The following is a 12,739-nucleotide window of genomic DNA, read 5'->3' as shown; positions in this document are numbered from 1 at the left end:
CAGCTCCCCCCTTCTTGTCACATATACATAGAAGAAAAGGCATTGCTTTCCAACACCTTTTCTCCTATCACTATATCATAAGCCTGTTTTATAATATACTACTATTATTTTGTTAACTCTTTCGTTAACGATATATCATTCTTTTCTTTCATTTCACGCTCAAGTTTTGCAATTTTCATATCAAATGTGTCACGCTCATGCTCTTCATTCATACGAGTTTCTAAGTCACGAATGTGATCTTCAATTTCTTCAAATCGTAAGAACGGATTATTTTCATCCATTTTATGCATCGCAGTATTCATACGACGATTTGCATGTGCCATATTTTCACGTGCCATTAGTTCCATACGCTTTGCGTGCATTTCTTTTAACTTATTTTTCATTTCAGAAAGACGACGCTCTAACTCATCAATTTGCTCTACAACACCTGCATACATTTCTTCTAATCGAGTTACTTGCCCTTCATAATAAGCTACCTCTTCTAAAGCACGTTCATGCAATTGTAATTCGCCTGCTTCTTGAGCAATGATAGCTTGCTTTGATCTTTTATTAACGAAATAACGCGCTTGCTCAAGCTCACGAGCAAAGTTAGATTTTAATGTTTTATGACGCTCAATTAACTTCTCAATTTTTGTTATTTCGCGCTCACTATCACGTAAATATTGGTTTAACATCGCAATTGGATTTTTTCTTTCCTTCTCATCTAACACGTTATGAAAATCAGCTAAAATTGCATCGCGTACACGTCCGAATAAAGATTGTTTCATTATAAATCTTCCTCTCTTCTACTTTATTTATAATTTGATTTATTGTTTTAATTTTTCATTAATTTGTTCCACTCATCTTCAAAGTTGCTATATGGTTTAGAACTTTCTGGAGCAGATTCAACAACTACATCTTTTTCTTTTTTCCACTCACGGTATCCGTAATATAAAACCACTAAAGCAGCGATACCGATTAATGCTGGCGAATGAGAAAGTGCAATGGATAAACCGATTAAACCAACAATACCCCAAGCTAACTTTCCAAAAAATGATTTAGCTCGCACAAATGATTTATAGCTCCAATATACAACTCCTGCTCCGATTGCGAACCCTACAATACCAGCAAGACTACCAAGAGCAATTAAAGCCAAAATACCGGCTGCGATAAACGCTAGAAATTGTTTCATCTTGTGCTTGCCTCCCTTCGATTTGATACTCTTATCTTAACTATTTTTTCATCTTTCCATAACGAGCTTAAGAACCGTTTTTAACTCAGACTTAAGACCGAGTCATATTCAGCCCTTTACGCAAAAAAACGTGCAGAGTCTATTCTCTGCACGTTTTTTTAATTACTAACATTCATATTAAATTAAGCTGTTTTATGATACTTTTTTTTCTCAGCTACTTTCGAAAACCTTGGAAACCCAATTAAAATAGAAACAATCCCACATACTCCAACTAAGATTGGATAAAATGCATATGGTAACAATTCAACCGGAGATAACGCTGCAAATCCTGCTGCCGTTAACATTTGGGCACCGTACGGAATTAATCCTTGCACACAACATGAGAAAAGATCTAATACACTCGCTGATTTACGAGGGTCTATTTCATATTGATCTGCAATATTTTTTGCAAGCGGGCCTGTAAAGATAATTGAAATCGTATTATTCGCTGTACACATATTTGTCATACTCACTAAACCAGCAATACCAAATTCCGCTCCTTTTTTCGAACGAATATTACGTGTTAATACATTCATTAAATATTGAATACCACCATTATATTGGATTAATTCAACCATACCGCCAATTAATATAGCAAGTAATACTAACTCCATCATACCGCCCATTCCAGTCGTTACACTTTTAAAGAAACTTTCTAACGTGTAACTTCCATCTATAAGACCGATAACACCAGATAGTACAGTTCCACCAGTTAATACAATAAGTACATTCCAGCCAAGTAGCGCTGTAATAAGTACTCCTGCATACGGTAAAATCTTTATCCAATCAAAGCTATGCGCTTTAACCTGCGTATCACTTCCTGAAGTAACTATTACTAATAATACAATTGTGATAATAGCTGCTGGTAATACAATTAAAAAGTTCGTTTTAAACTTATCTTTCATTTCTGTTCCTTGTGAACGAACAGCTGCGATTGTTGTATCTGAAATAAATGATAAATTATCACCAAACATCGCTCCGCCAACAACAGTAGCCATCGCAAGCGCAATTGAGATATCAGTTTGACCACTAATACCTACAGCAATCGGTGCTAATGCTGCAATTGTTCCCATTGAAGTTCCCATCGCTAATGAAATAAACGCAGCAATAACAAAGATTCCAGCTATGATAAATCCTGGCGGTAAAATAGTTAACGCTAAATTAACAGTTGAGTCTACTCCGCCCATTCCTTTAGCAGTTTCAGAAAATGCACCTGCAAGCACAAAAATTAATACCATAATCATAATATCCGGATTTCCTGCACCTTTAGCGAACCGCTCGACTTTCACATTAAAACTTTCTTTACGATTCATCACTAAAGCGACTCCTACAGCAATTGAAATCGCTACAAGTATCGGCAATTTATAGAAATCACCTGTAATAATTCCAGAACCAATAAATAGCGCCAAAAATATCCCAAGTGGTAATAAAGCTAAACCATTTCCTCTCGTTTCTTTCAAAGTACCATCTCTCCCTAGTTTCAACCTTTTTCTAATGAATAACAAAAGACCTCTTCCAATGAGAAGAGGTCTTATACATCTATAAGAAACGCTCTTCTCATCTTTCAAGCACACGCTTGCTGGATTTGGCACAGCACTCTGAAATCGAGTCCGCTGCCGAGGCATCGTAGGGCCAGTCCCTCCGCCTCTCTTTATAAGAAGGTTTCATATTTATTTTTTAATAATAATTTCTTTCCTAACTTTACTCGCTTACAAAACAAAAGTCAATTGTTTTTTGTATAGATTTTTTTGGTAATTATACAAAAATGTGAATACAACAATCATTTTAACTTTTCGATTTCTTCTTCTAATATTGAAATCCAATAAAATTCACTATTTTTTATTGCAGCTAATATCCATTTCGTAGTGTACCAAGCTAACTCATACTCTTCCTTCGTGACATCGCCACTTTTATAAGCATCCTCTAGCTCCTCTTCATCTAATACATACACCTTACCGCTAGATAATAATACTACATCTAAATATAAATCATCAAAATAAGGTAAACCACGATCGTCTATTTTATATTCTTTCGCCACATCGATATAATATTGCACTAATTTTTTCTGATCATCTAACATAGCGGTAATCGCAAAGTTTTTCCCGTCTATGAAATATTGAATCCACATATACTGATCCGCTGCAATACAAAGTTCTTCACCATCATATTCTTTACAACTAGGCTTCCTCACCTTTTTTATATCCAGTATTCCGAGCATCCCCTCTTCCACTTGCTTAACCGTATAACCCTTCTCTATTAGCCTCTTCCACGAAGAACCGTCACCATATTTACGTTTCATTATGTCTGCTCCTCTTCTATATACAGAAAAGCTCCCACATATTATGTGAGAGCTTGTTCATATTATAATTAAGCCGCTTGACCCTTTTCAGAAATCTCTTTTAAATAAGCTTGTCCTTTTTCAGCGTCATATTGACCTTCCCACTTAGACATAACTACAGCTGCTAAAGAGTTTCCTACAACGTTAACTGCTGTACGAGCCATATCTAAAATACGGTCAATACCAGCAATGAACGCTAAGCCTTCAGGTGGAATACCTACTGTACCAAGTGTCGCTAATAATACAACGAATGATACGCCCGGTACACCTGCGATACCTTTTGATGTAACCATTAATACAAGCAATAATGTAATTTGTTGTGTAATAGATAAATCAATACCGTACATTTGCGCTAAGAAAATAGCCGCAATTGCTTGATATAAAGTTGATCCATCTAAGTTAAATGAATAACCTGTCGGAATAACGAAAGATGTAATTGCTTTCGGACAACCGAATTTCTCCATTTTCTCCATGATTTTTGGTAAAACTGTTTCTGAGCTTGCTGTAGAATACGCTAAAATCAGCTCGTCTTTTAAAATCTTAAAGAATTGGAAAATATTAATTCCAAATATTTTCGCTGTAAGTCCTAAGACAACTACTACGAAGAAAATCATTGCTCCATATACGACAATTAGTAATTTCCCTAATGGAATTAATGAAGCAAGACCAAATGTAGAAACTGTAACACCAATTAGTGCAAACACACCAAATGGTGCAAATTTCATAACTTGGTTTGTTACGTAAAACATTGCGTCAGCTACACCTTGGAAAAATTGAAGAACTGGTCTTCCTCTTTCACCAATTGCCGCTACACCTAAACCAAATAGTACAGAGAAGAAGATAATAGCAAGCATATCTCCGTCAGCTAATGACTTCATAATGTTCGTTGGAACAATATTTACAAATGTATCTGCAAATGAATGACTTTGTACTTGCTCTGTCGTATGTGTATATTTCGAAATATCTGTCTTTGTTAACTGCTCCATATTTACGCCTTTTCCTGGTTGGAAAATATTCGCTATTAATAGACCAACAATAATTGCAATTGTTGTAATAATTTCAAAGTAAATAATTGTTTTTCCGCCTAGTCGACCTAGTTTTTTAACATCGCCAACACCAGCAACCCCAACAACAATGCTTGCTACAACAATCGGTACAACGATCATTTTAATTAATCGGATGAAAATATCACCAATTGGTTGTAAGTACTTCACAACAGCTGGATTATCAAAGAAAATCGCCCCAACCGCAATACCAAGTGCAAGTCCTATTAATATTTGCCATGCAAGTCCTATTCTTTTCATATTTGTTGTAACCCCCTCTTCGATGTGTCACTCTATCTCTCATTCTATCTCTATAAAACTTGAAATTAAGAGTATTACATATTATTCGACAATTCACTACATTTTGTCCCTGTTAAAAATCATAAATCAAAAATTTAAATCTGACAACAAAATAACTTTGCCCGAACACAAATAATTTTCTTGACAAAAAGCAGACCCATGTCAGAAAACCTAACATGAGAACGATTCCTCACTAGTGTTTTATTAGCTTTCCAAGCAATATCTCATCTCATAAAAACGATTACTTTCCTCCTTTATTTTACAGATAAATCCCAAAATATACCTTTGTTACACATATGAATAAAATGTAAGCACTATGACAATTACAGTTGAAAAATGATAAATTCCGACAAAACTTAGCAATTTTATAAATTTTTCTTTACATTATGATTACAACGATAGACACCCTTCTTCTTATGATATATAACATTCATAGGGAAAGGAGTCAGACAACAATGAAAAAGAAATTTGCAGCGTTTAGTGTTTTAGCAGCAGGAACGATTTTTGCTTCCCCGTTACTTTCACCCGTATACGCTGAAACGAATCAAGATAAATTATCTAATATTCAATCTGAATTAGAAGGCAAACAAAGTGACTTACAAAATAAATCAGTCGAGAAAGAACAAATAGAAAAAGAAATTCAAGAATTACAGAAGAAAATCGATGAATTAACTACTTCTATTAATAAAAATGAGGCTGAATTAAACGATACAAAAAAGGAAATTAGCAAAACGCAACAAGTAATTACTGATAAAAAGAAACATATAGAACAATTACAAACAAACATAGATACACGTCAGGAAGTTATTAAACAACGATTACAATCTATGCAAGAAAAACCGCGTACAAATATCATTACAGAAGTATTAACAAACTCTACAAACATTGCTGATCTTGTTGATAATATGTACTCCGTAAGTTTAATATTAAACAACGATACAGATATTGTAAAAAAACAAACATCTGATCAAAATGCTGTAACAACAGAAAAAGAAGCTGTTGAGAAAAAAGAACAACAACTGAAAGAATCTGAACAAAAACTAGAACAAAAACAGCAAGAATTACAAAATAACCAACAACAGCAACAAACCCTTATTAACGATCTACATACGAAAGTAGCAAAAGTAGATTCAGAGATTGAAGGATTAGAAGAATCCAAAGGCATTTTAGAAAATCAACGTCAAGCTGTTCAAAGAGCAATTGAAGAAGAAAAACGTGCCGAAGAAGCTCGTAAAGCGGAAGAAGCTCGCCAGGCAGAAGAGGCTCGCAAGCAACAAGCTACTAAATCTGCTCAAAAAGCTCAAGCAGCCCCAACACCACATGATACAAATATCGGTGGCTTTATCAAACCAGCAGCCGGATCAAAAACTTCCGGATTTGGTGTACGTTCTTTAGATAACCATAAAGGAATTGACATCGCTGCTTCGGGAACGGTTCCAATTATCGCTGCTGCAGATGGCGTTGTTATTCGCTCAGAATTATCATCTAGTTACGGAAACGTAGTGTATTTATCTCACCGTATAAACGGAAAAACATATACGACAGTATATGCTCATATGAATAGCCGTTCTGTATCGAATGGACAAACTGTAAAACAAGGCGATCAGCTTGGATTTATGGGGAATACGGGCCAATCATACGGACAACATTTACACTTCGAACTCCATCTTGGAGAATGGAATGTCGGCAAGACAAACGCAGTTGACCCATCTCCTTATATCGGATTATAAAAAACCTCGGTGCCTACCGAGGTTTTTTTATTTATACTTCACACAATATAGGCATTCTACATAGACTATAACTAAATGCCTCTAGTTTACGAGGTGATCCATATGAATACGCAATTACAACAAAAAATAGAAGAAGCTAGAGCGACATATATCAGCCGGATATTTACATTTGGCGGCTCAGTTTTATTTTTAATCGGTTCATTCCTCGCAGTCACCACAGCCTATAAAGCATATAATCATCTATTACATTCAACAACATAAAAAAGACGGGAGCTCCCCGCCTTTTTTTATGCAAACATTTTAAATACACCTATCGCATTTAAAAATACAATTATTACAGTTATCGGAATAACATAACGAAGTAAGAAGAACCAAATGTTAAATAACGTTTCCCCTTTCGTTTCCGTCACTTCTAATTCTTTCATCAACAATTCTTTACTCATTTTATTTGGTACAAATAATGAAATAGCTAGTACCCCTAACGGTAGCAATACGTTACTTACTGAAAAGTCGACTAAATCAAAGAATGTTTTCCCAAATATTTTCACGTCACTCATAATCCCAAATGATAACGCTGATGGAATACCGACTGCAAAAATAAGAATACCAATTAATAATGATGCTGATGGACGCTTCTTCTCATTACCTTTCGCAACAGATGCTACTACTATTTCAAGCATTGAAATTGCTGATGTTAAAGTCGCAAAGAAGAATAAAATTAAAAACATAATAAAGAAAAATTGACCAAATGGTATTTTTGCAAATACTGCTGGAAGGACGATAAACAGTAATCCTGGTCCTTCAGTCGGTTTAACTCCTAATGCGAAAATCGCCGGGAAAATCGCTAATCCTGCAAGTACTGTAACAAAAACAGTTAAACTTACAATAGATGTTGCTGATTTCGCTAAATGTTCCTCTTTCTTTAAATACGAACTATACGTTACCATTACTGAGGCACCTACTGTTAGCGAGAAGAAAGATTGTCCCATCGCATATAAAATCGTATCTGCTGTAAGCTTTGAAAAATCTGGCTTTAAGAAGAACTCTACTCCAGCAAAAGCACCATCGAGTGTTAACGCACGAACAATAATCGCAATAAATAAAATAAATAATAGCGGCATCATGTACTTACTTGCCTTTTCTATACCTTTCTCTACACCTTTACTTACAACAAAAATCGTACAAAGCATAAAGATAAATTGCGCTCCAATCGCACTTAATGGATTGGAAATCGTTTCACCGAACAATTGTCCATAATCAGCTACTCCATTCCAGAAACTTCCTGTCACACTATAATATAAATAAAGTAAAATCCATCCACCTACAACACTATAAAAAGATAGTACACTAAAACAAGTAACAACTCCCATACGACCAATCCAAGGATATAATTTGCTATTTGGCACTAGTACTTTATAAGCTGTAACCGCCTCTTTTTGCGTGCTACGTCCAATAACAAACTCCGCTATTAGAAGAGGCATACCTATAAATAAAGTTAATAGTAAAAATACAAGGAAGAATGCGCCTCCCCCGCCATTACCTGCAACATATGGAAATTTCCATATCGCACCAAGACCTACTGCGGCTCCGGCTGCTGCGAGTACAAAGCCTATTTTCGACGTCCATTGCTGTGTTTCTTTCATCATAAAATCTCCTTTTCTGAATATTTAAACTTTTGTTAATTATACACTTTCATTTCATACTCGCACACCTCCTTTAGAAAATAAAAAAGTCCCCTACACGCAAATATGCATGTAGAGGACGATATATGTAATGTAAATACCGTGGTACCACCTCAATTGGATTGATAAATCCCACTTGTTCAAGTACAGGAATAATTCCGATACTCTATCCTTTTAACGGCGGAACCCGGGTTGCCTACTACAATGTTCAACATACCTCTCGCAAGCCCATTCTGTATATTTTATCGTACCGGGCTCCCACCTAACCCCGGCTCTCTGAACGCATCAAATATACGTACTCTTCTTGCTCATCGATTTCATCTATTGAAGTTACTTGTGATTATAAATTATATTTTTATATTTGTAAAGCGCACTTTATCTTTTATTATTTTAAAATCTTTTCCTCTAATTCTCGTAAAAAACTTTCTCTTTTCCCCTCGTTTTGCACATATACTGATTTCAACACTTCTTGGAGCAATATATTTCGTTCCCTCTTTTCTAACTGTAAATCTTTTAACTTCAACCTTACTTCATATAAAAAATCTAAATACGATTCATATGTCTCATCATATTTATTTGCAATATCATCTCGAATTTTTTTTGCGAGCTTCGGGCTCGCTCCCCCAGTAGAAACTGCTATATTAAGTAAACCACGATGAATCGCTGCCGGAAAATGAACATTACCACTTTCCGGATTTGTAATAACATTTACTAATTGATTCTCAGCGGCATCTTCAGCAACTTGTTCATTTAATATTGAATCACTACTTGCTGCAACAACTAAAAAAGCACTTTTAATATCACTTTTTTCATATTCTCTTTGATACCAACGAATTTTCTTTTCTTCCACAAGTTTTACTAAATTCGCATCTAATTCTGGACTTATCACAACTATATTCGCACCCTGTTTGAGTAAAGGAATAATTTTAAATCCTGCAACTTTTCCCCCGCCAATAACAACAACGCGTTTCTCATTAACTCGCACTGTAAGTGGATACATACTGATCTTCTTTCAATAACTCCGTCGTTTTCTGAATTAACATATCTTGAAACGCTTCATTCTTCCCTAAATATGGACTGATTTTTATCTCTTCCAATTCATATTGGCGCACTTCTTTCTCAATATGTTTCATAAGTAAACCTGTAAATAACAAGTAAGGCAGTACAACGATGTTCTTTTCTTTTCGTTCTACAACTTCCTTTAACTTCTCCTCAAATTTTGGATCTGCAGCCGCTAAATAACAAACTTCTACTTTTTTAACCTTCTCTTTTGTTTGAAATAAAGAAGCAATCCAGTTTATATCTCTTAATACTTCAGGATCACCACTCCCTCTTGCAACGAGAAGTAACGTCACTTCATTTTTATCTTCCTGTTCGATGCCACTTCCGCTATACACCGATTTAACAAGTGTTTCTGATACACCAAACGGATTACCATACGTCACTTTAACATTTGGATATTGATTCTTGAGCTTTACCAATTCAAACGGAATATCTTTCTTCACATGACCTGCCGCTAATAAAAAAACAGGGATAGCAATAATCTCTGTGGCCCCACGCTTCACACATGTACGAAAACCATCTTCAATAGAAGGATTCGCTAACTCTAAAAAACAAACTTCTTGAATAGTCGCTTCTATACGGCTCATACACGATGTAATAAATTGAATCGCCTCTTCTTTCGCTGTCTTCAAACGACTTCCATGACATATATATAAAACGGCTTTCATTTTACAACACTCCACTTACTTGATAAGCATTTTCTGTCTGCTTCTCAAACCAATGAATTTTTTCTCTAAAACGGACAACTTCTCCAATTACAATCATGCTCGGATTTTGAATTTGCTCTTTTTTCGCAACATCTACAATTGTCCCTAACGTTCCAACAACTGTGCGCTGCATAGACGTCGTCCCCTGCTCAATAATAGCAGCTGGCGTACTTTTATCTTTTCCATGCTTCATAAGTTGCTCACATATGTAGAGCAAATTACTAACCCCCATATATACCGCTAAAGTCTCTACACCTTTCGCTAAACTTTCCCATTTCACTTCTTCTTCAGCACCTTCTTTCCTATGCCCAGTCACAATAGCAAAACTTGCACTTGCATCACGGTGCGTCACTGGAATACCAGCATAAGCAGGTGCGGCTATTCCAGACGAAATACCTGGGACGATTTCAAATGGTACACCTTGCTTTGCTAATGCTTCGGCTTCTTCTCCCCCTCTACCAAACACAAATGGATCGCCGCCCTTAAGCCTTGTTACAACTTTTCCTTTTTTCGCATACTTAATAAGAAATATATTAATTGTTTCTTGCTTCATCGTGTGATAATTCGGGAGTTTCCCGCAATAAATCAAATCCGCGTCAGGCTTTGCGTGTGAAAGCAGCTCTTTATTCACAAGACGGTCGTATAAAATAACATCTGCCTTCTCAATACATTTCAATCCTTTAACAGTAATTAAATCTGGATCACCAGGACCCGCTCCAACAATATAAACCTTCCCCATCATCTCTCCTCATTTCTACTATTAAAGTGAAACTTCCATCCTTATATATGAATGGAAGTTTTCATTTCTTCATATTTCAATGTTCCTTACTCATGAATAACAAAGGCCGCGCTTTTTCGAATCTTCTTTTTTTCAAATAAAGCAATCTCCTTTACCTCTGGTAACGGTAAAAAATGTTTTTCAAGCTCCATCTCCGCCATCTTAAATGCCTGTTCTTCACTTTCAGCAACAACAACAATTGGAACAATGCTACTCACTAATACCGCTTCAAATCGATATAAATCCATATTGCCCCTCCTAAGACGCTATTACTTCTTCTAACACGTTATTTAACGCTATTTGTAATGTCTCTATACCAACACGACCTACAAAATCATAAAATGTTTCGGCTGGTAATTTGTTCTCTTTGAAATAACTTATAAATGATGCGAGTACATCAGGTAGATCCTCGCCATCTATTTTTCCTTTTAACTTTTGATTGTAGGCACCGCCATCTAACAATGTTCCACCTACGTATATTTCAAACGCTTCAACAATGCCTTTTTCCTTCGTTTTCATTTTCACCCCTTGTAACCCAATGTCAGCAATTTGACGTTGACCACATGAATTCGGGCAGCCTACCATATGAATTCGAACTGGAACATCGAGTGCAATTTGTGTATCTAAGTATTCTGCAATTTTTCTTAATCTTTCTTTCGTTTCTACTAGTGCAAGATTACAATATTCAATACCGGTACATGAAACCGCATAACCAATAAATGATTTCGGGCTAGCAGATATCGCTTCAAACAGCGGTTCACTAAGTAATCCTTTTACATTTTCCGGAGGAACGTTCGGAATAATGAAGTTTTGCGAGTTACATGTACGAATTTGTCCATTTCCATATCGCTTTGCAATTCTTGCAATCTCAAACATTTCTTCTGCATGTAAACGACCTACCGGTACATTAAAACCTACATATTTTAATCCCTTTTGTTTTTGGTCTTGAACACCATAAAAATAGCCTGCATTCCATCCTTTGAGTGCACTTTCCCCTTTACTTTGTAAAGGCCCTGTATACTCTATTAGTTTCTCTTTAAATTTCTCTGCTCCCCAGTCCGCAACAAGAAATTTCAACCGAGCTAAATGACGTTTTTCACGATATCCAAAATCACGGAATATAGTAGCAATTGCAATCGCCACCGCCTTCACTTCTTCTGGTAAAACGAATACATCTAATTCATCAGCTAAATACGGTCGAGCTGATAATCCTCCACCTACTTTTATATGAAAACCAACTTTTTTCTCACCATCTATTTCTTTCGTTGCAGGCGTAAATGCAACACAGTTAATTTCTGCGTTTGCTGAATTATAAATATTAGAACTAATAGACATTTTAAATTTGCGTGGCAAGTTAGAAAACTCTTCATTATGTTGGAAGTAATCATATACTTCTTTTACAATATGCGTTGTATCGAATAGTTCATTTGCATCAATGCCAGCAAGCGGATTACCTGTAATATTCCGCGTTATATCACCACAAGCCCCCGCTGAAGATAACCCAACTCTTGCTAATCTTTTAAAAATATCTGGAATTTGCTGAATTTCTAACCAGTGAAACTGAATCGCCTGTCTCGTCGTAATATCTATTACATCACGTCCATAATCTTCAGCGATAGAAGCAAGTACTTCTGCCTGTGCATTTGTAATAATCCCCGACGGAATATTTACCCGCATCATAAAATAACCAGCTTCTTTCGGTCTTTGTAAATACAAGCCTGCCCATTTAAAGGCATCCCACTCTTCTTTCGGAATAGATTTGAAACCATTTTCCGCATAGTAAGGAATATCATTGAAAATTTCTAAGCCATCTTTTTCTAATTTATTTTTCTCGGTCTGATTTAATTTTTCATTGTTAGCCCATACTTTTTCATAACTCATTGTTTATC

The 12,739-nt window shown here is 35.8% G+C and carries 13 protein-coding genes, 1 riboswitch and 1 other annotated feature; of the genes, 2 read left to right on the top strand and 11 right to left on the bottom strand.

The annotated features are described in order from the left end of the window. Window positions 1-104: 104 nt before the first annotated feature. From CGQ22_RS17580 to gltP, 5 genes are all read right to left on the bottom strand, one after another. A complete protein-coding gene (locus tag CGQ22_RS17580; RefSeq protein WP_000814126.1) occupies window positions 105-767 on the bottom strand; it encodes a PspA/IM30 family protein in 663 nt (220 codons plus the stop codon). 47 nt (window positions 768-814) lie between these two features. Beyond that, window positions 815-1,171, bottom strand: a complete 357-nt coding sequence (locus tag CGQ22_RS17575; protein ID WP_000808640.1) for a lmo0954 family membrane protein — start codon at window positions 1,169-1,171, stop codon at window positions 815-817. 182 nt (window positions 1,172-1,353) lie between these two features. Then, window positions 1,354-2,670: a Na+/H+ antiporter NhaC family protein gene (locus CGQ22_RS17570; protein WP_000665488.1), complete on the bottom strand. Its 1,317-nt coding sequence runs from the start codon at window positions 2,668-2,670 to the stop codon at window positions 1,354-1,356. A 94-nt stretch (window positions 2,671-2,764) separates the two neighbouring features. After that, window positions 2,765-2,870: riboswitch (SAM riboswitch) on the bottom strand. 120 nt (window positions 2,871-2,990) lie between these two features. Continuing rightward, window positions 2,991-3,509, bottom strand: a complete 519-nt coding sequence (locus tag CGQ22_RS17565; RefSeq protein ID WP_000824650.1) for a ribonuclease FAU-1 family protein — start codon at window positions 3,507-3,509, stop codon at window positions 2,991-2,993. 68 nt (window positions 3,510-3,577) lie between these two features. Next, window positions 3,578-4,852: a glutamate/aspartate:proton symporter GltP gene (gltP, locus tag CGQ22_RS17560; protein WP_000821126.1), complete on the bottom strand. Its 1,275-nt coding sequence runs from the start codon at window positions 4,850-4,852 to the stop codon at window positions 3,578-3,580. A 494-nt stretch (window positions 4,853-5,346) separates the two neighbouring features. On the opposite strand from gltP, the gene CGQ22_RS17555 reads away from it, so the two are divergent. Together CGQ22_RS17555 and CGQ22_RS32035 are read left to right on the top strand one after the other, a co-directional pair. After that, window positions 5,347-6,621 (top strand): murein hydrolase activator EnvC family protein, encoded by a 1,275-nt coding sequence (locus CGQ22_RS17555; protein ID WP_000726084.1) that lies wholly within the window; start codon window positions 5,347-5,349, stop codon window positions 6,619-6,621. A 102-nt stretch (window positions 6,622-6,723) separates the two neighbouring features. Next, window positions 6,724-6,882, top strand: a complete 159-nt coding sequence (locus CGQ22_RS32035) for a hypothetical protein (RefSeq protein WP_001095999.1) — start codon at window positions 6,724-6,726, stop codon at window positions 6,880-6,882. 26 nt (window positions 6,883-6,908) lie between these two features. Here the strand turns inward: CGQ22_RS32035 and CGQ22_RS17550 are convergent, their stop codons facing one another. From CGQ22_RS17550 to CGQ22_RS17520, 6 genes are all read right to left on the bottom strand, one after another. Continuing rightward, window positions 6,909-8,264 carry a sodium-dependent transporter gene (locus CGQ22_RS17550; protein WP_000665432.1) on the bottom strand — a complete coding sequence of 452 codons (1,356 nt, stop codon included), beginning with the start codon at window positions 8,262-8,264 and terminating at the stop codon, window positions 6,909-6,911. A 111-nt stretch (window positions 8,265-8,375) separates the two neighbouring features. Then, window positions 8,376-8,624: a binding site (T-box leader), on the bottom strand. A 64-nt stretch (window positions 8,625-8,688) separates the two neighbouring features. Beyond that, window positions 8,689-9,303, bottom strand: coding sequence for an NAD(P)-binding protein (locus CGQ22_RS17540; protein ID WP_089149042.1), 615 nt, complete (start codon window positions 9,301-9,303; stop codon window positions 8,689-8,691). Then, a complete protein-coding gene (locus tag CGQ22_RS17535; RefSeq protein WP_089149041.1) occupies window positions 9,278-10,033 on the bottom strand; it encodes a sirohydrochlorin chelatase in 756 nt (251 codons plus the stop codon). Before CGQ22_RS17535 ends, CGQ22_RS17540 begins: the two co-directional genes overlap by 26 nt. Before the next feature lies 1 nt (window position 10,034). Then, complete coding sequence (gene cobA / locus CGQ22_RS17530) at window positions 10,035-10,811, bottom strand: uroporphyrinogen-III C-methyltransferase (protein WP_000521254.1); 777 nt, start codon at window positions 10,809-10,811, stop codon at window positions 10,035-10,037. Window positions 10,812-10,897: 86 nt separating this feature from the next. Further along, the gene (locus tag CGQ22_RS17525) at window positions 10,898-11,098 is read right to left on the bottom strand and encodes a DUF3906 family protein (protein WP_000366922.1); all 201 of its coding nucleotides are present in this window, start codon (window positions 11,096-11,098) and stop codon (window positions 10,898-10,900) included. Window positions 11,099-11,108: 10 nt separating this feature from the next. Then, complete coding sequence (locus CGQ22_RS17520; RefSeq protein ID WP_000119627.1) at window positions 11,109-12,731, bottom strand: nitrite/sulfite reductase; 1,623 nt, start codon at window positions 12,729-12,731, stop codon at window positions 11,109-11,111. Window positions 12,732-12,739: the final 8 nt, after the last annotated feature.

Source organism: Bacillus sp. M13(2017) (genome assembly GCF_002218325.1).
In the GTDB taxonomy this organism is placed as follows: domain Bacteria; phylum Bacillota; class Bacilli; order Bacillales; family Bacillaceae_G; genus Bacillus_A; species Bacillus_A thuringiensis_K.
Note: the sequence above shows the minus strand (reverse complement) of the source record. Positions and strands in the feature narration are given on the sequence as shown.

What these genes read in the sequence shown, in the direction of transcription:
- cobA (WP_000521254.1), bottom strand. Translation starts at nt 10,811, where the DNA reads ATGGGGAAGGTTTATATTGTTGGAGCGGGTCCTGGTGATCCAGATTTA.
- CGQ22_RS17555 (WP_000726084.1), top strand. Translation starts at nt 5,347, where the DNA reads ATGAAAAAGAAATTTGCAGCGTTTAGTGTTTTAGCAGCAGGAACGATT.
- gltP (WP_000821126.1), bottom strand. Translation starts at nt 4,852, where the DNA reads ATGAAAAGAATAGGACTTGCATGGCAAATATTAATAGGACTTGCACTT.
- CGQ22_RS17550 (WP_000665432.1), bottom strand. Translation starts at nt 8,264, where the DNA reads ATGAAAGAAACACAGCAATGGACGTCGAAAATAGGCTTTGTACTCGCA.
- CGQ22_RS17575 (WP_000808640.1), bottom strand. Translation starts at nt 1,171, where the DNA reads ATGAAACAATTTCTAGCGTTTATCGCAGCCGGTATTTTGGCTTTAATT.
- CGQ22_RS17565 (WP_000824650.1), bottom strand. Translation starts at nt 3,509, where the DNA reads ATGAAACGTAAATATGGTGACGGTTCTTCGTGGAAGAGGCTAATAGAG.
- CGQ22_RS17580 (WP_000814126.1), bottom strand. Translation starts at nt 767, where the DNA reads ATGAAACAATCTTTATTCGGACGTGTACGCGATGCAATTTTAGCTGAT.
- CGQ22_RS17525 (WP_000366922.1), bottom strand. Translation starts at nt 11,098, where the DNA reads ATGGATTTATATCGATTTGAAGCGGTATTAGTGAGTAGCATTGTTCCA.
- CGQ22_RS17535 (WP_089149041.1), bottom strand. Translation starts at nt 10,033, where the DNA reads ATGAAAGCCGTTTTATATATATGTCATGGAAGTCGTTTGAAGACAGCG.
- CGQ22_RS17540 (WP_089149042.1), bottom strand. Translation starts at nt 9,303, where the DNA reads ATGTATCCACTTACAGTGCGAGTTAATGAGAAACGCGTTGTTGTTATT.
- CGQ22_RS32035 (WP_001095999.1), top strand. Translation starts at nt 6,724, where the DNA reads ATGAATACGCAATTACAACAAAAAATAGAAGAAGCTAGAGCGACATAT.
- CGQ22_RS17520 (WP_000119627.1), bottom strand. Translation starts at nt 12,731, where the DNA reads ATGAGTTATGAAAAAGTATGGGCTAACAATGAAAAATTAAATCAGACC.